Annotated in this window: 14 protein-coding genes, 10 tRNA genes and 3 rRNA genes; 1 reads left to right on the top strand and 26 read right to left on the bottom strand. The window is 41.5% G+C overall.

Annotated elements, in window-relative coordinates; genetic code table 11:
- Nucleotides 1-91: 91 nt before the first annotated feature.
- From PTUN_RS11270 to PTUN_RS11295, 6 genes are all read right to left on the bottom strand, one after another.
- Nucleotides 92-2,797 (bottom strand): DUF349 domain-containing protein, encoded by a 2,706-nt coding sequence (locus PTUN_RS11270; protein ID WP_009840434.1) that lies wholly within the window; start codon nt 2,795-2,797, stop codon nt 92-94.
- On the bottom strand, nt 2,787-3,068 hold the full coding sequence (locus tag PTUN_RS11275; RefSeq protein WP_009840435.1) for a YeaC family protein: 282 nt from the start codon (nt 3,066-3,068) through the stop codon (nt 2,787-2,789). Before PTUN_RS11275 ends, PTUN_RS11270 begins: the two co-directional genes overlap by 11 nt.
- Before the next feature lie 4 nt (nt 3,069-3,072).
- Nucleotides 3,073-3,396, bottom strand: coding sequence for a hypothetical protein (locus PTUN_RS11280; RefSeq protein ID WP_009840436.1), 324 nt, complete (start codon nt 3,394-3,396; stop codon nt 3,073-3,075).
- 76 nt (nt 3,397-3,472) lie between these two features.
- Complete coding sequence (locus tag PTUN_RS11285; RefSeq protein WP_009840437.1) at nt 3,473-5,149, bottom strand: alanine/glycine:cation symporter family protein; 1,677 nt, start codon at nt 5,147-5,149, stop codon at nt 3,473-3,475.
- A 38-nt stretch (nt 5,150-5,187) separates the two neighbouring features.
- On the bottom strand, nt 5,188-6,312 hold the full coding sequence (locus tag PTUN_RS11290) for a M14 family metallopeptidase (RefSeq protein ID WP_009840438.1): 1,125 nt from the start codon (nt 6,310-6,312) through the stop codon (nt 5,188-5,190).
- A 123-nt stretch (nt 6,313-6,435) separates the two neighbouring features.
- Nucleotides 6,436-7,881 carry a glyceraldehyde-3-phosphate dehydrogenase gene (locus PTUN_RS11295; RefSeq protein ID WP_009840439.1) on the bottom strand — a complete coding sequence of 482 codons (1,446 nt, stop codon included), beginning with the start codon at nt 7,879-7,881 and terminating at the stop codon, nt 6,436-6,438.
- A 142-nt stretch (nt 7,882-8,023) separates the two neighbouring features.
- Here PTUN_RS11295 and PTUN_RS11300 point away from each other — a divergent pair, with 142 nt between their 5' ends.
- Nucleotides 8,024-8,818, top strand: a complete 795-nt coding sequence (locus tag PTUN_RS11300; protein ID WP_009840440.1) for a DUF2989 domain-containing protein — start codon at nt 8,024-8,026, stop codon at nt 8,816-8,818.
- A 49-nt stretch (nt 8,819-8,867) separates the two neighbouring features.
- On the opposite strand, the gene PTUN_RS11305 is transcribed toward PTUN_RS11300, so the two are convergent.
- From PTUN_RS11305 to PTUN_RS11395, 20 genes are all read right to left on the bottom strand, one after another.
- Nucleotides 8,868-9,470: a hypothetical protein gene (locus tag PTUN_RS11305; RefSeq protein WP_096035252.1), complete on the bottom strand. Its 603-nt coding sequence runs from the start codon at nt 9,468-9,470 to the stop codon at nt 8,868-8,870.
- A 59-nt stretch (nt 9,471-9,529) separates the two neighbouring features.
- On the bottom strand, nt 9,530-9,829 hold the full coding sequence (gene ihfA / locus PTUN_RS11310) for an integration host factor subunit alpha (RefSeq protein ID WP_009840442.1): 300 nt from the start codon (nt 9,827-9,829) through the stop codon (nt 9,530-9,532).
- A 2-nt stretch (nt 9,830-9,831) separates the two neighbouring features.
- Nucleotides 9,832-12,219, bottom strand: coding sequence for a phenylalanine--tRNA ligase subunit beta (pheT, locus tag PTUN_RS11315; RefSeq protein WP_009840443.1), 2,388 nt, complete (start codon nt 12,217-12,219; stop codon nt 9,832-9,834).
- 14 nt (nt 12,220-12,233) lie between these two features.
- Nucleotides 12,234-13,214, bottom strand: a complete 981-nt coding sequence (gene pheS / locus PTUN_RS11320; protein ID WP_009840444.1) for a phenylalanine--tRNA ligase subunit alpha — start codon at nt 13,212-13,214, stop codon at nt 12,234-12,236.
- 101 nt (nt 13,215-13,315) lie between these two features.
- The gene (hda, locus tag PTUN_RS21975) at nt 13,316-14,026 is read right to left on the bottom strand and encodes a DnaA regulatory inactivator Hda (RefSeq protein WP_009840445.1); all 711 of its coding nucleotides are present in this window, start codon (nt 14,024-14,026) and stop codon (nt 13,316-13,318) included.
- A 3-nt stretch (nt 14,027-14,029) separates the two neighbouring features.
- Entirely contained in the window at nt 14,030-15,079 is a 1,050-nt protein-coding gene (locus tag PTUN_RS21980) for a DUF2066 domain-containing protein (RefSeq protein ID WP_232285036.1), read from the bottom strand.
- Nucleotides 15,080-15,237: 158 nt separating this feature from the next.
- Nucleotides 15,238-15,352 (bottom strand): 5S ribosomal RNA (gene rrf, locus PTUN_RS11330).
- A gap of 130 nt (nt 15,353-15,482) precedes the next feature.
- A 23S ribosomal RNA gene (locus tag PTUN_RS11335) occupies nt 15,483-18,371 on the bottom strand.
- 271 nt (nt 18,372-18,642) lie between these two features.
- Nucleotides 18,643-20,184, bottom strand: a 16S ribosomal RNA gene (locus PTUN_RS11340).
- Together the 16S, 23S and 5S rRNA genes form the textbook arrangement of a ribosomal RNA operon.
- Before the next feature lie 896 nt (nt 20,185-21,080).
- Nucleotides 21,081-21,410, bottom strand: a complete 330-nt coding sequence (locus PTUN_RS11345) for a hypothetical protein (protein WP_009840447.1) — start codon at nt 21,408-21,410, stop codon at nt 21,081-21,083.
- Nucleotides 21,411-21,660: 250 nt separating this feature from the next.
- Nucleotides 21,661-21,747 (bottom strand) — tRNA-Leu (locus PTUN_RS11350).
- Between the two features lie 29 nt (nt 21,748-21,776).
- A tRNA-Cys gene (locus PTUN_RS11355) sits at nt 21,777-21,850 on the bottom strand.
- Nucleotides 21,851-21,862: 12 nt separating this feature from the next.
- Nucleotides 21,863-21,938: transfer RNA gene (locus PTUN_RS11360), tRNA-Gly, on the bottom strand.
- Nucleotides 21,939-21,977: 39 nt separating this feature from the next.
- Nucleotides 21,978-22,064, bottom strand: a tRNA-Leu gene (locus tag PTUN_RS11365).
- A 38-nt stretch (nt 22,065-22,102) separates the two neighbouring features.
- A tRNA-Gly gene (locus PTUN_RS11370) sits at nt 22,103-22,178 on the bottom strand.
- A 62-nt stretch (nt 22,179-22,240) separates the two neighbouring features.
- Nucleotides 22,241-22,327 (bottom strand) — tRNA-Leu (locus PTUN_RS11375).
- 38 nt (nt 22,328-22,365) lie between these two features.
- Nucleotides 22,366-22,441: transfer RNA gene (locus tag PTUN_RS11380), tRNA-Gly, on the bottom strand.
- 46 nt (nt 22,442-22,487) lie between these two features.
- Nucleotides 22,488-22,574 (bottom strand) — tRNA-Leu (locus tag PTUN_RS11385).
- Between the two features lie 34 nt (nt 22,575-22,608).
- A tRNA-Cys gene (locus PTUN_RS11390) sits at nt 22,609-22,682 on the bottom strand.
- Nucleotides 22,683-22,699: 17 nt separating this feature from the next.
- Nucleotides 22,700-22,775: transfer RNA gene (locus PTUN_RS11395), tRNA-Gly, on the bottom strand.
- Nucleotides 22,776-22,806: the final 31 nt, after the last annotated feature.

Genomic DNA, 22,806 nt, shown 5'->3' on the forward strand with positions numbered 1-22,806 from the left:
GGTAAGGCCTTAGCAAGCACAAAGAAGTTAAACACTCAGATTTTTGGCAATAAAAAACCAGGCATAACCTGGCTTTTTATTTTTTGAATGTTTAAGCAGTATAAAGCTGCTTTAACACTGTGAGCTGCTCACGATGGGCGTCGGTGAGCTCACCTTGGTTAACCCATAAAAGGAGCAGCTGATCTCGGTCTAACTCTTGACCCGACATACGCTCATTAAGCATTGCCACTTGCTCGCTCATGCGCAATGTTTCGTTTGTTGTTGCGCTTGGCACCTGAGATAAAATCTCGATACGCACCAATAACTGCTCACGAGTTAAATGTGTGCTGACCTTTTTAATCCAGCGCTCTTGTGGTGCTTCATTTTGCTCTAATGCTGCAAATAAAGCATGGTAGTTCTCACTCACTTGCTTAGAATTAATCGTGCTAATCGCATTTTCTATTAATTGATTAAGCGTGGTGATCCCTTCTTGTACTTTTTTTGCATCTGAGCCAACTTGCGCCGTAAATGTTGCTAGTTGTTGTTGTAATTCAACTAACTGAGATTTGTTTTGCGAAATCTCATTAAACGCTTCACGTAACTGGGCAAGTTCGTTTAACCACTGTGCTGTTAAGGCAACATTACGTTCGTCTTGCTCTGATTTATAAGTATCTCGTTTGGCAAATAACTCATCGTTATAAGCTCTAAAACGCTGCCATAACTCAGGCTCTTGTTTGTTACCTGCAAAACCAATGGTTTTCCATTTCTTTTGCAGCTCTTTAATTTCATTAGCTGCAGAGAAAACATCATCGCTTTCAACTAATAATTTAGCTTGTGCAACTAGCTCAGCTTTTTGTTCTGCATGGGTGCGGTGCATAGTACGGATCGCTGTCGTAATTGGACGTTCAGCAACTTTGTAACTTTCAAGCAATGGTTTAAAAGCTTTTGTTTCTACACTGCCAGCACTGCGCCATGCTTTAGTTAACTTATTAAATTCGCTTTCAACCGCTTTTAAGTCAAATTCTGTACTTTCTAGCTGACTGTGCAGCGCCTGCATTTTGCTGATGATTGCTTCACGCTCAATAATATTTTGCGCACGTATCGCTTCTTGCTCAGCAAAATACTCACGGCAAGGAACAAATGCGGCTTCAACCAACTGGTTAAAAATCTCACCATTTTGTTTATCTTGCTCTGAAATTGTTTTGCCTAATTCATTCCATTGGCTGCGAAATTTTTTAACTTGCTCAGCACGGGCTTTTGGATCTGTACATTGGGTTTGTACAAATTCTTTTAGCTCTTCAATCAGTGCTTCACGCTTTGGTTCACCAACATATTGTTGCCAATCTTTTGCGTTTGCTAATTGCTCTTCAACCTGCTGATACTCTTTTTGCAACGTCTCTTGATACGACGGAGTTAACCCTTGATAAAGTTGATCCATCCCTTTAAAGACACCAAAAGCGACATTAAAACGACCTTGGTTTATTAAGCGTTTTAAATCTTTTAATTTTTTATGGCACTGAGTTTGAAGCTGCACTAATTCTTGGCTTATCGGCGCAACCTGCTCTTGCCATTGTTTAACAAGTGCATTAAATGGTTTACGGTAATTTGCTACCAACTCTTTTGGTAAAGCATTAATTGACTGTTTAGTGTCGTTTTGCCATTGGCTAAACGCTTGCTGCACAGTCTCAAGACTTGCTTGATCAGTAGGTACAACTAACGCTGAATAAGCATTTAATTGCTGATTAATTGCCGCAACAGCAGAAATAACCTCCGGTAATAACGCTACTTTCTTCGCAAAACCTTGATAGCGTTGTTGCACATCAGCAGCTACATTCGGCGTGATTTTTAACAACGCATCACAGTTACGTTGCATTTGCTGCAACTGCTCTAACTGTTGGTGTGACAAATCGGCCATCGCTGTTTCAATCTTGGCTTCAAGCTGAGCGAGCGCATCATTAAGGGCTGCTTGCTGCGCTTTAATTTCGTTTGCTTGCTCAATACGTTGCTGTTCTTGCTCATAGGCTGCGGCAAGTGATGCAATTTTTTGCTCTAGTTTTGTTTCAAGTAAACGAAATTTTTCTTTAAAGGTTTCTTTTTGCTCTGTTGCTAACCACTGCAGTTCAAGATTATTCCATGCATCATAAAGTGCAATTGCATCGGCTTTTACTGCTAAATAATCATTCTTTTCACGTAATGCATTGAGTTTGGCCAAAATAAGCTGAACTTCTTTTTCTACCTTAGGTGGCATTTCTTTGGCTAGTTTTTGAGCCTCTAATTTATCTGCAATTACTGCAGCCGCGTGGCCTTGTGCCTTATTTTTAACGGTGCGCAATAGCGAATATTGCTCAATTAAATCCATTAGCTGCAACTGAAATGCTTCATCGGCCTCGTTAAAGGCTGTTTCGATTAAGTTTGCTTTGGCCAAACGCTTTAATAATTTTAAGCGCAATGCCAAATCGCTATCTGTTAAAGCTAGCTTTTCAAGTACTTGTGGGCGACCACAACGATCTATGTAGTCTGTACGACATTGTGCTGGTAATGAATCATTTTGGTTTAATACCGCATTCATGACTTGTTTTTCAGCCATTTCTTTTATTGAATGCTCTTGTTCTTCTTTAAACGCTTGCCACCAAATTTTAATATCATTAAGTTTGGTCAGGGCTTTACGACGTACTTCAACTGATTCATCCGAAAACGCGAGTTGATTTAAAATTTGCAGATCTTTACTTTGCGAGGAATCAAGTTGTTCAACCGCATTTAAGCGCGTGGCTAATTTCGGGTGTTTCCACTTTGGCGTAAAAAGGGTTTTAAATATCATTTTGACTAAACCTTGCTATGTCATTGTTATTGGCAAATTCGCTTTTTAACTCTTGCTTTGATTTCTGTACGATGTGGCCATCAGCACCGACGGTAAATTGTTGCTGGGATTTTTCAACTTTTGCTTGATAGAGCATGACTAACTGAATGGTTTGTTCACGCTGCGCAGGTTCTAATACCGTGCCATCAGGCCATTTACCTGTTGCTGCACCATATTGTAAGCGCTCATACAATTGCGGAGTAATATTATTAACCAAATGTTCTATGTTCATGAATTTATTTCTTTTTCAAAAAAACGATACGAATGCGATTAATCAGATACCAGACAAACCCTGCGCCAATAGCTAATTTACAAGCCATTAATTCTGGAGTGCCTGTTGCTGGTGATCTGGAATACAAATACAAAAAACCACCCAGAAACAAAATCAGAGCTAAAAATGATTGATTCATCAATTTTTGCTTTTTTTGATTGTAGATTTGATTGGTTAAAGCCAGACGATCATATTCTGTCAATCCTTGTAACTTACAGTCACAATGAGGACATTGTTCATGCTTACTTGATGCAGGTTTACCGCAGTTTGGACAATCAATTCTTGCCATACTCGCTCCTAAATACTACTTAGCGATTGCGCCAAGGACTCGAATAAAAAAGGCGTCCTGATGGACGCCGCATATTCTACTCTTTTTCCTCGTCCTTGTCTTTTTTAAACTTAATCCAATAGTCATCCACTGACTGTTTCATTTCTTTATGAAGGATTAAGATCCCTAATAAGTTTGGAAGTGTCATCACCACAATCGCAACTGCGGCTAATTTCCAGACTAAGGTTGTATCTGCAAACGAGGCCCAAAAGAAACCTGCCACATAAAATACCCGATACGGCATGACCGAACGGCTACCTAGCAAATAAGTCATTGCACGATCACCGTAATAAGACCAAGCGATTGCAGTTGAAAACGCAAACAATAATAAACCAATAGAAACAATGTATTTGCCATTATCACCAAAGAAACCTCGGGTAAATGCAATGGTGGTAAGCTCTGCAGAATGAACTAAAGACTTTCCTTTTACCATAATAGCAGTGTCTTCAATTTCACCGTTTACCACTTCAACAGTCCCGGTAAACACATGGCGAGCCGTTAAACCAAAACGAATGTCTTCGCCTACTGAGCGCGAATGAATTACGGTAAAGTCGTTATTGACTGCTTTACCTTCAATCACATTAATATGGCCGGTATAAAGCTCAACATTATTTTTTTCACCATTAAGGTAGCTGTATAACGCAGCTCTATCGGTTTCATTAGTTTCTGAGTATTGGCCTTTTAGGAAACTCATACTTGAACGCTCGAATTGAGTTTCGAATTTTTCAGTCCAAGCACCCGATGACAAAATAACCAAACCGGTTAACGTACAAATAATAATGGTATCAATAAATGGTTCTAAAATAGAGACCATACCTTCTGATACAGGTTCGTCTGCTTTTGCTGATGCATGGGCAATCGGTGCAGAACCTTGACCCGCTTCATTTGAAAATAAACCGCGGTTAACACCTTTATTAAATGCATAGGCAAATGATGCCCCTAAGAAACCACCTGCGGCAGCAGAACCTGAAAACGCATTGGTGAAAATAGACGCAAATGAAGGACCAATGTTTTCGATATTGTAGAAAATAACACCTAGAGCACCGATGATATAAATAGCAGCCATAAGCGGCACAACACGTGACGTGATCGCAGCAATACGTTTAATTCCACCAAGAATAACTAACGCAAGTAAAACAGATAATACAGCGCCTGTGGCCATTGGAGCAAAACCAAACGTCGCTTCCATACCTTGGGCAATGTTATTAATTTGTGGCAAGCTGCCGGTACCAAATGAGCTAATTACGGTTGCGATAGCAAATAAAATTGCTAGCCATTTCATGTTTAAGCGACGATCCATGTAGTACATTGGACCCCCCGCCATAGTGCCATCTTCGGTTTTAACTCGGTATTTGTGAGATAAAGTTACTTCAACAAATTTGGTTGTCATACCAAAAAAAGCAGTCATCCACATCCAAAATAACGCCGCAGGACCACCGATAGAAATTGCAAGCGCTACCCCACCGATATTACCGGTCCCGACGGTGCCAGAAAGCGCTGTAGCAAGCGCTTGGAAATGCGTGGTATCACCCTCAGAACCTTTTTTCTCATATTTACCCGTTACAATACGGATGGCATGGCGAAAATAACGAACTTGTGGGAACTTAAGATAGATAGTAAAAAATAAACCTACCCCTAATAACACATACGGGAACCAAAAAGCTCCCCCTAACAAACCATCAAGGTTGTCTAAAAAATTTCCAAACTCTTGCACGTGAACTTCCTCTTATTATTATTTTGTTTTTTTAACGATTACAGTTTATCGACCACATTTAAAATGGCTGCTAAGGTATCTTGGCCAAATGAATATGAGCGACGATCTGACCAACCGTAGTCTGGATCAGGTAAGTTGATATTATCTTTAAATGGCATTTCAACGGTATAAGCTAGGGTTTTAAATTGCTCACCAATCCATGCTGATGCAACGGTCATATTTGCTTGACCTGGCTCATCTTTTTCATAACCAAACACATCTTGAAATTCAGGTGTAATTGTTAATAAAGCCGCTTTAAAACTGTCTTCTAAGTCTTTATGACGTTCATCATAACTTGGGATCCCTTCACAACCAGCCACAAAGTTATACGGAAGTGCTTCATCACCATGAATGTCTAAACACATGTCTAAACCCACTTCGAGCATTTTTTGACGAACATAAAATACTTCTGGGCTGTTTGTTTCACATGGCGTTTGCCATTCACGATTTAAGTTACGACCTGCTGCGTTTGTGCGTAAATGGCCACGTACTGAACCATCCGGATTCATATTCGGCACGACATAAAATACCGCTTTATTTAACAATGCAGCGGCATGTGCGTCTTCATCATCTAATAACTTATGAAGTAAACCTTCAACAAACCATTCTGCCATTGTTTCGCCTGGATGTTGACGTGCAATCACCCAAATGTTCTTTTTCTCTGGCGATGGCTCACCAATACGTAATAATGTCATATCACGTTGATCAATCGTTTGGCCTAAGACTTCAGCATCACAGCTTTCTTGACATTGTGCCCAGGCAATTAAATCTAAGTGGCGCTCATAGCTATAAGGTGCAAAATATGCGATGTAAACATGATCGCACTCTAACTCACACTCAATGGTTAATACGCCATCTTTATATTGAGTTGGTAAACGTAACCATGTTTGGCGGTCATACGACGCAACGGCTTGGTAATTTTCCCAGCCATCAGGATAAGCCGATTGCAAAAGGCCGCCAATATGAAGTTGATGTTTTACACCACGAGTAGACTCTAAACGAAAATGAAACCATTGAAAAAAATCAGAATTATTATCTTTGTTAATTGCCAATTGAATATCCATTGGATTTTCAATTGCGTTAACTATGATATTACCAGAGTCGAATTGACTAGAAATTTTCATTTATTTAACCTTTTTAGCACAATGTTGCCAAGACTATCATACTTGCAAGTGCGGTATAAACTGTCTTTAGCTAAAAGAAATAAAAAACCAGCACTAGGCTGGTTTTTTAATTTAATACACGAATTAACGTGGCAGGCTTGGGTGAATAACTTCAGCCATGTCACGCATTACGCGCACAACTTGGCAGCTATAACCAAACTCGTTGTCATACCATACGTATAAAATTGCACGGTTGTCTTCAACAATTGTTGCTTGTGAATCAACCACACCCGCATAGCGACTTCCAACTAAATCAGAAGAAACGATTTCGGTTGAAGCTGTATAATCAATTTGGTCACGTAAATCTGAATAAAGCGCAGTATCACGTAAGAATTGGTTTAATTCTTCACGATTAGTGCTGCTATTTAAATTCAAATTAATGATTGCCATTGATACATTTGGGGTTGGTACGCGAATAGCGTTACCTGTTAATTTACCCGCTAACTCTGGTAATGCTTTAGCAACTGCTTTAGCCGCACCTGTTGAGGTGATCACCATATTTAGCGCAGCACTACGACCACGTCGCTCAGATTTGTGGTAGTTATCAATTAAATTTTGGTCATTGGTATAAGAATGCACGGTCTCAACATGACCATTAGCAATGCCATATTTATCGTTGATTGCTTTTAATACTGGCGTAATAGCATTTGTCGTACAGCTTGCTGCTGAAACAATTTTATCTTCTTTACCAATAGTGCCGTTATTGACGCCATATACGATATTTTTAATATCGCCTTTAGCAGGAGCGGTTAACAATACTTTTGCAGCACCCTTTGATTGAAGATGCTGACTTAAACCAGCTTCATCGCTCCAAATACCAGTATTATCAACAATTAATGCGTCATCAATGCCATAAGCTGTGTAGTCGATTTCTGCTGGAGAGTTGGCATAAATCACTTGAATGTAGGCACCGTTAGCTTTAATTGCATTACGCTCATGGTCAACAGTAATTGAACCATTAAACGGACCATGGATTGAATCACGTCGTAATAAACTCGCACGTTTTTCTAGATCACCGTCTTTACCACCACGAACAACAATGGCACGTAAACGAAGGTCAGCGTGAGAACCGCCTCGTTCAATTAATAAACGAGCCAATAGACGACCAATACGACCGAAACCGTATAGCACTACGTCACGAGGTTTTGATTGATCATCTTTATTGATGATTTCAGCTAGTTCATCGTTTAAATATTCTTCAATGCTACGGCCTTCACCCGCATTTTTATAAATAAAACCATAAGCTAATTTACCTAAATCTATACGGGCAGAAGCCAATTGCATCTTGCTGATAGCTTCTAAGAATGGATAACTTTCACGCAGGCGTAGTTTACTTTCTTCAAATTGTGCCACAGTTTTATGTGCTTTGATGATATCGATAGTACTTGCGCTTACCAATGGACGGCCATAAATGGCGATCTCAATACCGGCATTGCGATATAACTTACCAATAATAGGTTGCATACTTTCTGCGTAATCTTGGCGTTCCTGCCAACTTTTTTGATAGTTTTGCTCGTGAGATAAGGTCATTTTTTCTGCCTAATAAACAAATTTTGAACGGATAGCCCTAATTGGGCGAGCCTATTCTAATTTAATATTGCTTATTTCTCTACTGTTAGGATCGATTAGCTTGGTCTAGACTGACAAATGTAAAGTTTTTTAAGGAAAATCAATGAAGCTAGCGTACCTGCTTTTTTTAAGTACTTTATTGTTAGTAGGCTGTGATAGCCAAATAAGTGTGCGAGAAGTCTGCGAGCAATCACCACTGATGTGCGAGGATCTCAACACGGATGGCCATTGTAATTTTGAGCGTTCAGATGTGATTGTGGCCCGCTACTATGAAAAACAACAACCAACTGATGTAAATAAATTTACGTTGCTCAATGGCTTTGAAAAATACTCAAAATGCATTCACTTAGCGTCTGGCATTGAGCATATAAAATTAAAAGACAAAAAAACCTCTCGCATGAATGGCTACCTCACCAGCCTTAAAGAAATAAAACGCCTTTCCCAAGAAACTGTCAATTCACAGTTACCGCAGCTGCTATATTATCACTGGTCTCGAAACGGTTCTGAGCAAGCCTTAGAACAATTACTACAACAAGAAAACCAGCCAAGCATGCAAACCTCTGAGTTACAATTTTTGCTCGCCACTTATTACATTAAATTTGATCTTGATAAAACCATTACCCTACTTTATCGTTCATTAGAACTCTATAAAGGTGATAAACCAATTAACCAAGAAATTTTTACCACCTTAGTTAACTTATTCTACAAACAAAAAAATTATAAGAATGCCTATATTTGGGGATTAATCGCACAAGAGTCTGGCGGCGCGAAAATCGACTTAGCAGGACTTGAAAATTTACTTGCCGGTGAAGGTAAATCAATCGAGAGTTTAGAAGACCTCGCAGATAAAACCTTATCTGATATTCAAGATGGGAAGTTTGTTTCACCGAGAAATTAAAGCTTGGATTTTAATCGTGCACACGCTTTACACTAAAAATTAACACTGTTTATGCTTTATCGAAAAATTTGTATCCGTAAATAAAGTTTTGAAGTTTTGAAGTTTTGAAGTTTTGAAGTTTTGAAGTTTTGAAGTTTTGAAGTTTTGAAGTTTTGAAGTTTTGAAGTTTTGAAGTTTTGAAGTTTTGAAGTTTTGAAGTTTTGAAGTTTTGAAGTTTTGAAGTTTTGAAGTTTTGAAGTTTTGAAGTTTTGAAGTTTTGAAGTTTTGAAGTTTTGAAGTTTTGAAGTTTTGAAGTTTTGAAGTTTTGAAGTTTTGAAGTTTTGAAGTTTTGAAGTTTTGAAGTTTTGAAGTTTTGAAGTTTTGAAGTTTTGAAGTTTTGAAGTTTTGAAGTTTTGAAGTTTTGAAGTTTTGAAGTTTTGAAGTTTTGAAGTTTTGAAGTTTTGAAGTTTTGAAGTTTTGAAGTTTTGAAGTTTTGAAGTTTTGAAGTTTTGAAGTTTTGAAGTTTTGAAGTTTTGAAGTTTTGAAGTTTTGAAGTTTTGAAGTTTTGAAGTTTTGAAGTTTTGAAGTTTTGAAGTTTTGAAGTTTTGAAGTTTTGAAGTTTTGAAGTTTTGAAGTTTTGAAGATAAATGTAGCTGAGCTGTATGGTAAACACAGTTAAAATTTATCGCTGAAATTAAAACAAAATAAAGGCAGCTTGCGCTGCCTTTATTTTTAATTTGACTTAGTTGTACCTACTTCAACTCGGGTTTTGAGCTTTTGGCCTGGCCGAAAAGTCACCACGCGACGTGCAGAGATTGGAATGTCTTCACCCGTTTTAGGATTTCGACCTGGTCTCTGGTTTTTGTCACGTAAATCAAAGTTACCAAAGCCTGAAAGTTTGATTTGTTCGCCGCTTTCAAGAGCTGCACGAATATTTTCAAAAAAACTTTCAACTAGTTCTTTGGCATCTTTTTTATTAATACCCAATTTAACAAATAGGTGTTCAGCTATGTCGGCTTTAGTAAGCGCCATATCTAGTCCCTCAACGATGCATTAAACTCTTCAGCCAAAACGGCCACTACTTGATCTACTACTAATTTGATGTCTTGCTCTTCGAGCGTACGATCACCATTTTGCAGTGTTAGAGCAATAGCCAGACTTTTATGATCTGACTCAATACCTTTGCCCTTATACACATCAAACAAGTTTAGGTCAACCAATTGATTTGCGCCAACTTTTTCTATCACAGCAAGAATATCAGCTAATTTAACTTCATCCTTTACAACGATCGCAATGTCTCTGCGGTTTGCAGGGAACTTAGAGATCTCTTTTGCTTGTGGTAATTGACGTTTTTCTAACCCTAACATTTCGATTTCAAAGACAAAAGTCTGACTATTAATCGATAGTTTAGCTTGTATTTCAGGATGTAAAGTACCTAAAAAGCCAATTTTTTTACCATCGCGGTAAATTGCAGCCGATTGACCTGGATGTAAGCCTTCAATCGCCTCATTTTTAAGCTCAAATGATGCTTTATCAGCTGTTAATGCAAATAATGCTTCAACGTCACCTTTAAGATCGTAAAAATCGACATGGCGACTTGGCACAGCCCAATGATCACCCATAACAGAACCAGTGATCACACCACCAATAACGGCTTGTTGAGCAACACCATTTTCAGCCTGTTCATCTTTAATAAATTTAAGACCATGTTCAAACAAACGAATACGGCTTTGCTGTCTATTTTGGTTGTACATCAGTGATGACAGTAACCCTGGTAATAAACTCACACGCATTGCAGACATCTCAATCGAAATTGGATGAGGTAATACTAATGCATCTGCTTGAGGATGAATTAAATTTTGGACTTTTGGATCAACAAAGCTGTAGGTAATCGCTTCTTGGTAACCACGAGTTACTAAGGTATTTCGAATAGTCTTAACCGATAACGTCGCCTCATTATGAGTAGTCATCTTAAGACTCGCTTTTGGCGCAACATTTGGAATGTTGTTATAACCAAAAACACGAGCAACTTCTTCAATTAAATCTTCTTCGATACTAATATCGAATCTAAAACTTGGTACAACTGCTGTCCATTGACCATCGGTATGAACAACGGTTAATCCTAAACGAGTTAAAATATCCGTAACTGTTTCAGGCGCAATTGCATAGCCAATGACTTTATCTAATCGACTTTGGCGCAGTACAACTGATTTTTCTGCTGGCAAGTGAGATTGGCTTAACGCTTCAACCACTGGACCTGCTTGACCACCCACAATTTCAAGTAACAACTCAGTTGCACGTGCCATTGCATCGTGTTGTAATTGGTAATCAACCCCACGCTCATAGCGATGTGACGCATCAGTGTGTAAGCCATAACGACGCGCTTGGCCTGCAATTGCAAGCGGACTAAAAAATGCACTTTCTAATAAAATATCTTGAGTTGTTTCAGTGACACCTGAATCTAGACCACCAAAAATACCTGCCATTGCCAGCGGTTTTTGATGATCGGCTATCACTAAAGTATCTGCATGTAACTTAACGGTATTCCCATCAAGCAATACTAATTCTTCGTCTTGTGATGCATTACGTACTTTGATACCGCCTTCGATTTTAGCTAAATCAAACGCATGCATTGGATGACCCAATTCAAGTAATACGTAGTTTGTAACATCAACAACGGGATCGATAGCACGCACGCCACTACGGCGTAAACGTTCAACCATCCACAGTGGAGTTGTCGCTGCTAAGTTAATCCCTTTAATAACACGGCCTAAATAACGAGGACATGAAGCCGGTGCAACAAGCTCAATATTCAGGGTGTCGTCAATTGTTGCTGCAACAGGTGTAATCGTAATAGGTGTTACATCAAGTGAGTTAAGTACTCCAACTTCGCGAGCTAGTCCTTTGATACCTAAACAATCGCTACGGTTAGCGGTTAAATCAACATCAACAATAAAATCATCTAAACCAAGATACTGACGAATATCTTGGCCTATTGGTGCATCAGCAGGTAATTCTAAAATACCATCTGAGTTATCCGTAATACCTAACTCAGAAAAAGCACAGAGCATACCATGAGATGGTTGACCACGTAGTTTTGCTTTTTTAATGACAAAATCACCGGGTAAAACAGCACCTACTGTTGCAACAGCTACTTTTAACCCTTGACGACAGTTAGCGGCACCACAAACAATATCAAGTAACTCTTCTTGACCAATATTTACTTTGGTAACACGTAATTTGTCTGCATCAGGATGTTGGCCACATTCAACTACTTCACCAACAACAACACCGCTAAATGCACCCGCTACTGGATCTAAGCCATCCACTTCCAAACCGGCCATCGACAGCTGTTCCGAAAGAGCCTCAGTTTCAATTGCTGGGTTAACCCACTCTCTTAACCACTTTTCACTAAATTTCATTTAAATCTTCACTCTTAACGGAACTGGTTTAGGAATTTTAAATCATTCTCAAAAAAGGCACGTAAATCGTTAACGCCATAACGCAACATAGTTAGACGCTCAACACCCATACCAAAAGCAAAACCTGTGTAATGCTCAGGATCAATGCCTACAGACTTAAGTACATTTGGATGAACCATGCCACACCCTAGCACTTCAAGCCATTTACCATTTTTACCTTTTACATCTACTTCAGCCGAAGGCTCAGTAAATGGAAAATAAGAAGGGCGGAAACGAATTTCCATGTCTTCTTCGAAAAAGTTACGTAAGAAGTCGTGCAAAATACCTTTTAGTTCAGTAAAGCTAACATCTTTATCAACCATTAAGCCTTCAACTTGATGGAACATTGGCGTATGTGTTTGATCATAGTCATTACGATAAACACGACCTGGAGAAATAATTCGCAGTGGCGGTTGCTCTGTTTCCATCGTACGAATTTGTACACCACTCGTTTGAGTACGCAATACAAGTTTCGGATTGAAATAAAAGGTATCGTGATCAGCACGTGCAGGATGGTGCTCTGGAATGTTCAAGGCATCAAAGTTATGAAAATCATCTTCAACTTCAGGGCCTGCTTTGACTTCAAAACCAAGCTCACCAAAAAAGCTTTCAATACGCTCAATCGTACGCGTAACTGGGTGTAAACCACCTGAAGGCATTACACGCCCTGGTAAAGTTACATCAATGGTTTCTTGCGCTAATTTTTTAGCAAGCGCAGCTGATACAAGTAATTCACGCTTTGCGTTAATTTGGTCTTGTACCGTTTCTTTCGCTTGGTTAATAACTTGACCGGCAGTTTTACGCTCTTGCGGATCCATCTTACCTAAGGTTTTAAGTAAATCCGTAATTTGGCCTTTTTTACCTAAATAATTTACACGCACATCTTCTAGTTGTGCGATCTCACTTGCGTTTTCAACCGCAGCAAGTGCTTGCGATACAATAGTTTCTAAGTTCATTAGATTTCTGATCCCTCTACTGAGGTAGATTTGCCGATTTCAAGGATTATTACAATCCTTAATGATAACTGAAATTAACGACTAGATGCTAGTCGCTAACACTATAAGTTTAAAGTAACTTTAATAAAAGGAATGGTCAGCTTGCGTTGTTGTACCATTGAAGCATGATCAAGCTTATCAAGCACATCGAGTAAGGCTCGCATGTCGCGACTTAACCTTGTTAATAAAAAGCGTGCACACTCAATTGAAAGCTCTAACCCACGCATTTTCGCGCGTTTAACTAAGGCCTCGGCTTTATCATCATCACTCATTGAGCGTATTTGGAAGGTTGTGCCCCATTTCAAACGCGACTCTAAATCCGGCAGCTGAATGGTGATCATATCTGGTAATAAGTCAGATGCAACAAGCAATAATTTATCAGGTTCGTTAAAGCGATTATAAAAGTTAAACATCGCTCTTTCCCAATTAGGATGCCCCGCAATCAGGTGTAAATCATCAATACACACCACACTTAAAGACTCAAGGCCATCAAGCATACTCGGTTCTAAGCCGATAATTTCTTTCATACTCAATAAAATAGTAGAAAGGCCCCTTTCTTGAGCATACACACAAGTCGCATATAGTAAATGTGATTTACCCGAATCAGCTAAGCCACATAAATAGGTGAACTGAAAATCTGTTTTCATTTGTTCAAAACTATTTTTTAAATGACTCACTACTAACGAATTTTCACCACCAAAATAACTAGTAAAGGTTTCATCATCAGGTAAGGTTACAGCAAGTGCCATTTGCATTGGTTCATGTGACAACATGTATTACTCGCCTATCCATTGATAACGATTAATACTTTGCGCTTCAATTGAAGCAAGTGGATCAAATAAACGTTTAAAACCTTTATCTAAACTTAAGGTATTGATTAGATCTGTTTTAGTACCGTTTAGCAGTAACGAAAATACTAATTCACCTTGTTTCATTGAGACAATATTGACTTCTCGCACTACTGATAAACTCAATAGCCGACGTTTCGCTTGTTCAATTTGCACAAAATCATTGATGCCATTAACAATAAAAAATTCACCTTCTTGCTCTGCAGAATCATTACGTAATACTGCATATTGGCTCGATAACGACAGCGCTATTTCATCAATCATCTGCGCTATAATTTGCTGCTGCTCACCTACCAATACATTGTTTTGAAATTCTGAGTTAACCGTAAAACGCCAGTCAAGTTGCCAAACTGATTGGTTAGGTAACTTATAAATACGAGCGGTGACAATACGTTCGGGATTATACCTAACAGAGGCCAAATCAACTGGCTCAGAAAAATTAGCCCACACATCACTGACAGTAATGTTAAACCTGTCTTCTAAATCTAATAAAGGTAGCACTATCGGTACTGCACGTTGATTGGCTTTATCCGACAATACTTCTTCAAGTTGAGGAAAGCTTTCGCGCGTTAATAATTCTCGCTGACGCGCATCTTCAACGGCAAGCCAAATCAGCACTAGTGGACGGCGGTTCCCCCAAATAGGAGCACGTAATTCATTGAGTAACGTATTAATTTTGGTTGGATCAAATTTCACCACTAAAAGCTGTGATCCATACTCTGCATCTTGATATTCAAATTTAAGCATAAATTGTGAAATGTCCTGAAGCGCTAAACGGATCTCAGGATTTGTTTGTTCAATGGCTTGGCCACTCACCTTACTTAATACACCTAACAACGCTTGTTTACTAGCAGCAGCGCGAGCGTTATTAGACTTATCAGAAACGAGTACTTTAAATTGATATAAATCTGGTACTTCTACAGCAGAACAAAAAAATGAGAAAGTAGTGATGAGTAACGCTACAAAATGTCTTAACACAGGCATGTCATTTCAAAAATTCATTTAAAACGATCCTAAAGCAAACGCTTGCACAAATCAAAAGGATAAAATGATATTTTTAATATAAAAGACGTTGTTTTCATTGTTCCAAATGCAAAAAAGCCTCTGATTTCTCAGAGGCTTTCTTTAAATTAGGAGCCTGGCGATGTCCTACTCTCACATGGGTAACCCCACACTACCATCGGCGCTGTTTCGTTTCACTACTGAGTTCGGAATGGGATCAGGTGGGTCCAAAACGCTATTGTCACCAAGCAAATCTGGTTCGTTAATCGCCTTGGCAATTAACTAAAATTCGGAAGGCTGATTTCAAATTCGTCTACTTCAGTGCTATTTAACTTCTTGCTTGTTCTTCAGTGCTTCATACAAACCACTTTGGCGTTGTATGGTTAAGCCTCACGGGTAATTAGTATTGGTTAGCTTAACGCCTCACAGCGCTTCCACACCCAACCTATCAACGTTGTAGTCTCCAACGGCCCTTCAGAGAGCTTATAGCTCTAGTGAGAACTCATCTCGAGGCTCGCTTCGCGCTTAGATGCTTTCAGCGCTTATCGATTCCGAACGTAGCTACCGGGCAGTGCCATTGGCATGACAACCCGAACACCAGCGGTTCGTTCACTCCGGTCCTCTCGTACTAGGAGCAACCCCTCTCAATTCTCAAACGCCCACGGCAGATAGGGACCGAACTGTCTCACGACGTTCTAAACCCAGCTCGCGTACCACTTTAAATGGCGAACAGCCATACCCTTGGGACCGACTTCAGCCCCAGGATGTGATGAGCCGACATCGAGGTGCCAAACACCGCCGTCGATATGAACTCTTGGGCGGTATCAGCCTGTTATCCCCGGAGTACCTTTTATCCGTTGAGCGATGGCCCTTCCATTCAGAACCACCGGATCACTATGACCTACTTTCGTACCTGCTCGACTTGTCCGTCTCGCAGTTAAGCTTGCTTCTACCATTACACTAACCGTACGATGTCCGACCGTACTTAGCAAACCTTCGTGCTCCTCCGTTACTCTTTAGGAGGAGACCGCCCCAGTCAAACTACCCACCAGGCACTGTCCGCAATCCCGATTAGGGACCTACGTTAGAACATCAAAACTACAAGGGTGGTATTTCAAGGACGACTCCACAAGAACTAGCGTTCCTGCTTCAAAGTCTCCCACCTATCCTACACATGTAGGTTCAATGTTCAGTGCCAAGCTATAGTAAAGGTTCACGGGGTCTTTCCGTCTAGCCGCGGGTACACAGCATCTTCACTGCGATTTCAATTTCACTGAGTCTCGGGTGGAGACAGCGTGGCCATGATTACGCCATTCGTGCAGGTCGGAACTTACCCGACAAGGAATTTCGCTACCTTAGGACCGTTATAGTTACGGCCGCCGTTTACCGGGGCTTCGATCAAGAGCTTCGCGTTGCCGCTAACCCCATCAATTAACCTTCCGGCACCGGGCAGGCGTCACACCGTATACGTCATCTTGCGATTTTGCACAGTGCTGTGTTTTTAATAAACAGTTCCAGCCACCTGGTTACTGTGACTGCCAATAGCTCCGGGAGCAAGTCCCTTCACCATCAGCAGCGTACCTTCTCCCGAAGTTACGGTACTATTTTGCCTAGTTCCTTCACCCGAGTTCTCTCAAGCGCCTTAGTATTCTCTACCTGACCACCTGTGTCGGTTTGGGGTACGATTCTTCATGAACTGAAGCTTAGAGGATTTTCCTGGAAGTATGGCATCAACAACTTCACTACCGTAGTAGCTCGTCTCGTATCTCAGTCTTAAGGAAACCCGGATTTACCTAAGTCTCCAACCTACTTACTTTCACATGGACAACCAACGCCATGCCTGCCTAGCCTGCTCCGTCTCCCCATCGCATTCATGCCGAGTACGGGAATATTAACCCGTTTCCCATCGACTACGCGTTTCCGCCTCGCCTTAGGGGTCGACTCACCCTACCCTGATTAACATGGGATAGGAACCCTTGGTCTTCCGGCGTGGGAGTTTTTCACTCCCATTATCGTTACTTATGTCAGCATTCGCACTTCTGATACCTCCAGCAACCCTCTCGAATCACCTTCAACGGCTTACAGAACGCTCCCCTACCCCGCATACAAAGTACGCAGGCGCATCTTCGGTGGTATGTTTAGCCCCGTTACATCTTCCGCGCAGACCGACTCGACCAGTGAGCTATTACGCTTTCTTTAAAGGATGGCTGCTTCTAAGCCAACCTCCTGGCTGTCTGGGCCTTTCCACATCGTTTCCCACTTAACATACACTTTGGGACCTTAGATGGCGCTCTGGGTTGTTTCCCTCTTCACGACGGACGTTAGCACCCGCCGTGTGTCTCCCGGATAGTACTTTACGGTATTCGGAGTTTGCAAAGGGTTGGTAAGTCGGGATGACCCCCTAGCCTTAACAGTGCTCTACCCCCGTAAGTATTCGTCCGAGGCTCTACCTAAATAGATTTCGGGGAGAACCAGCTATCTCCCGGTTTGATTAGCCTTTCACTCCTAGCCACAAGTCATCCCCTAACTTTTCAACGTTAGTGGGTTCGGTCCTCCAGTTGATGTTACTCAACCTTCAACCTGCCCATGGCTAGATCACCGGGTTTCGGGTCTATACCTTGCAACTATACGCCCAGTTAAGACTCGGTTTCCCTACGGCTCCCCTAATTGGTTAACCTCGCTACAAAATATAAGTCGCTGACCCATTATACAAAAGGTACGCAGTCACACCACGAAGGTGCTCCTACTGCTTGTACGTACACGGTTTCAGGTTCTATTTCACTCCCCTCACAGGGGTTCTTTTCGCCTTTCCCTCACGGTACTGGTTCACTATCGGTCAGTTGGGAGTATTTAGCCTTGGAGGATGGTCCCCCCATATTCAGTCAAGATAACACGTGTCCCGACCTACTCGATTTCACTTACTATAGATTTTCGTGTACGGGGCTATCACCCTGTGCCGCTGTCCTTTCCAGAACATTCCACTAATCACAAATAAACTTAAGGGCTGCTCCGGTTTCGCTCGCCGCTACTTCCGGAATCTCGGTTGATTTCTTTTCCTACGGGTACTTAGATGTTTCAGTTCTCCGCGTTCGCCTCATATAGCTATGTATTCACTATATGATAGTGAGTAAACTCACTGGGTTTCCCCATTCGGAAATCCTAGTCTCAAGCGCCTTTTACTAGCTTGACTAGGCTTATCGCAAGTTAATACGTCCTTCATCGCCTCCAACTGCCAAGGCATCCACCGTGTACGCTTAGTCACTTAACCATACAACCCAAAATAGTTTGAGTTATACATAAAGGACTGATTTAAACTTCGCCAGAAGTTAAATATTGAATACTAAAGTAGACACCAATCACATCTTTCGATGCAAATGGCATAATTTTACTTTTGAAAACTCTTTCAAATCTTTCGATTCAAAGAATTTTTTCTATCAGCTTTCCAAATTTTTAAAGAGCAATATTAATTAAACAGCCTAAGCCGTTTAACTAACAATCATCTGTGTGGACACTGCGAACAAATCAGTTCTAAATCGTGATAAGGAGGTGATCCAGCCCCAGGTTCCCCTAGGGCTACCTTGTTACGACTTCACCCCAGTCATGAATCACACCGTGGTAACCGCCCTCCCGAAGGTTAAGCTAGCTACTTCTGGTGCAACCCACTCCCATGGTGTGACGGGCGGTGTGTACAAGGCCCGGGAACGTATTCACCGCAACATTCTGATTTGCGATTACTAGCGATTCCGACTTCATGGAGTCGAGTTGCAGACTCCAATCCGGACTACGACGAGCTTTAAGGGATTCGCTCACTATCGCTAGCTTGCTGCCCTCTGTACTCGCCATTGTAGCACGTGTGTAGCCCTACACGTAAGGGCCATGATGACTTGACGTCGTCCCCACCTTCCTCCGGTTTATCACCGGCAGTCTCCTTAGAGTTCCCGACATTACTCGCTGGCAACTAAGGATAGGGGTTGCGCTCGTTGCGGGACTTAACCCAACATCTCACAACACGAGCTGACGACAGCCATGCAGCACCTGTCTCAGAGTTCCCGAAGGCACAAAGCTATCTCTAGCGATTTCTCTGGATGTCAAGTGTAGGTAAGGTTCTTCGCGTTGCATCGAATTAAACCACATGCTCCACCGCTTGTGCGGGCCCCCGTCAATTCATTTGAGTTTTAACCTTGCGGCCGTACTCCCCAGGCGGTCTACTTAATGCGTTAGCTTTGAAAAAGTTGTCCGAGGACCCCAGCTTCTAGTAGACATCGTTTACGGCGTGGACTACCAGGGTATCTAATCCTGTTTGCTCCCCACGCTTTCGTACATGAGCGTCAGTGTTGACCCAGGTGGCTGCCTTCGCCATCGGTATTCCTTCAGATCTCTACGCATTTCACCGCTACACCTGAAATTCTACCACCCTCTATCACACTCTAGTTGACCAGTTCGAAATGCAGTTCCCAGGTTGAGCCCGGGGCTTTCACATCTCGCTTAATCAACCGCCTGCGTACGCTTTACGCCCAGTAATTCCGATTAACGCTCGCACCCTCCGTATTACCGCGGCTGCTGGCACGGAGTTAGCCGGTGCTTCTTCTGTCAGTAACGTCACAGCTACGTTCTATTAAAACGTAACCTTTCCTCCTGACTGAAAGTGCTTTACAACCCGAAGGCCTTCTTCACACACGCGGCATGGCTGCATCAGGCTTTCGCCCATTGTGCAATATTCCCCACTGCTGCCTCCCGTAGGAGTCTGGACCGTGTCTCAGTTCCAGTGTGGCTGATCATCCTCTCAAACCAGCTAGAGATCGTTGCCTTGGTGAGCCATTACCTCACCAACTAGCTAATCCCACTTGGGCCAATCTTTAGGCGTGAGGCCCGAAGGTCCCCCACTTTGGTCCGTAGACATCATGCGGTATTAGCAGTCGTTTCCAACTGTTGTCCCCCACCTAAAGGCATGTTCCCAAGCATTACTCACCCGTCCGCCGCTCGTCACCCAAGAAACAAGTTTCTCTGTGCTACCGCTCGACTTGCATGTGTTAGGCCTGCCGCCAGCGTTCAATCTGAGCCATGATCAAACTCTTCAATTAAAAGTTTTTAGTCTTTCGACTGCTCAATGAATTCTGTTTATGACTGTGTAGCCACTCACTTTACTAAATTGAGACTCTAAATTTTTTGCTTCATTCAAAACCGAAGTTTCGAACTAAGCTGTTAGAACTCAATCTGTACGAGTGCCCACACAGATGATTGCTTAAATTGTTAAAGAACGTTGCAGCGCCAACCCTAAGAGCTTGCTGCGAAGTGGAGCGCTATAATAAACGTTTCACTTTTCAAGTCAACACTTAATTTTAAATTCTTTCGAAGCAAACTAAGTTTTACTTAACTCTCTGACTCAACCTTCATACCCCGCTAAGCGTGGTGTGCTGCCGTGTCAGTGGGGTCGCATTATAGGGCGGCGAACTTTTTTGGCAAGCGTTATTTTGCATAAATTTACGATTTATTTCACTTAGTTAGTCATACAGACTTAACACCACCTTACCCTCACCTTATTCACAAAAACCTGTGGATAACTAAATGAAATAACCCATTTAAAATGGTCAGACCGTTAGCTTTTCGCACTGATGTATTTATTGTGATAGATTAGCCCACCGTTTTTAAGCGCTACTTACTCTTTATATAAGGTATCTTTTTTATGATTGAACTCATAAATAGCTTCAGTGATTTACTTTGGGGCCAAATTTTAGTTTATCTTTTAGTTTTTGCAGCTTACTGTTTCCAATGACAGATTTGCTAGTGAGAATAATGTAGCGGCTTTCTGGTGGGATTTTATAGTGATTGGTTGAAATCGCGTTTTCTGATTGAGAGTTGTGCAAGAGCGAAATTTCAACACACCAATTTTTTTAAAATCAACAATAGCGAGAGATAATAACCAAACGTATATACTGTATGTGCCATGAAGCAAAACGCAAACATGACACACAAGTTTTTACTGAATAGTCTTTATTCTTATAATAGCTTCATTCAAATCTGCGATTATTTTATCTGAGCTAATTTGGACTAGTTCGTTCACATTCACAAACATCGACCTTTCATCATGTATTGAACTAGTGACTATGGCCTTCGAATCTACAGCTACCAATTGAGCTGAAAGCTCTGCTTTAGCATAAACAACCGACCTTGATGCTTCACTTCCTTCTGCCGTACTTATAATAACCCCTTCAGCACCTATTTTTTTTGCTAATTCAAAAATAGCGTTTGTCTGATCTACTTTATAAGCTTCTAATAAATTATTCTCTGCCAATAAAAATGGCAGCATGATAGGTGTTATTACTTCGATTTTATTTGAGGTAGCAAGCTCATGTTCTAATACTTTCTCAAGTGTAAGACCGTAATCACCTAATGTCGGTGCAAGTATAACCTTACTCCAGGCACTACCAGTAAAACGATCGTTAAAATTGATCTGAACACAAGCGATAAATTAAAAAGATAAAATTAAAGGGATAATGAAAAAATATTTTTTAAAAGTGATGTAGAGTATTTTGTTTTTTACAGAAGGAAGGTAAGTATGGTGCCCGGGGCCGGACTTGAACCGGCACGACTTGTTAGTCGAGGGATTTTAAATCCCTTGTGTCTACCGATTTCACCACCCGGGCATCGGGTTGCTTTCGCAGTGTGAAGTGATTGGAGGCGGAACCCGGAGTCGAACCGGGGTAAACGGATTTGCAATCCGGTGCATGGCCACTCTGCCATTCCGCCAACATCTAAATTTGGAGCGGCACATGAGGCTCGAACTCATGACCTCAACCTTGGCAAGGTTGCGCTCTACCAACTGAGCTAGTGCCGCTTAAATTTCGGTATAGTTATTATTTTACAACTTCGTATATGGTGCCCGGGGCCGGACTTGAACCGGCACGACTTGTTAGTCGAGGGATTTTAAATCCCTTGTGTCTACCGATTTCACCACCCGGGCATCGGGTTGCTTTCGCAGTGTGAAGCTAAAAACTAATATGGAGCGGTACATGAGGCTCGAACTCATGACCTCAACCTTGGCAAGGTTGCGCTCTACCAACTGAGCTAGTACCGCATCATATTAATTCTTTCGGTATATTCTTTACTTTATTCTCTATTACTTTATAGCTTCATAGATGGTGCCCGGGGCCGGACTTGAACCGGCACGACTTGTTAGTCGAGGGATTTTAAATCCCTTGTGTCTACCGATTTCACCACCCGGGCATCGGGTTGCTTTCGCAGTGTGAAGCTAAAAACTAATATGGAGCGGTACATGAGGCTCGAACTCATGACCTCAACCTTGGCAAGGTTGCGCTCTACCAACTGAGCTAGTACCGCATCATATTAATTCTTTCGGTTTTACTATCAAATTGTATTTCACATATGGTGCCCGGGGCCGGACTTGAACCGGCACGACTTGTTAGTCGAGGGATTTTAAATCCCTTGTGTCTACCGATTTCACCACCCGGGCATCGGGCCGCTTTCGCGATGTGAAATCTAATAAGTGGAGGCGGAACCCGGAGTCGAACCGGGGTAAACGGATTTGCAATCCGGTGCATGGCCACTCTGCCATTCCGCCATTTACTTACTAAAATTTGGAGCGGTACATGAGGCTCGAACTCATGACCTCAACCTTGGCAAGGTTGCGCTCTACCAACTGAGCTAGTACCGCTTCATTGTCAAGTAATTTAGTTTTCACTCGG

The organism is Pseudoalteromonas tunicata, assembly GCF_002310815.1.
Classification (GTDB): domain Bacteria; phylum Pseudomonadota; class Gammaproteobacteria; order Enterobacterales; family Alteromonadaceae; genus Pseudoalteromonas; species Pseudoalteromonas tunicata.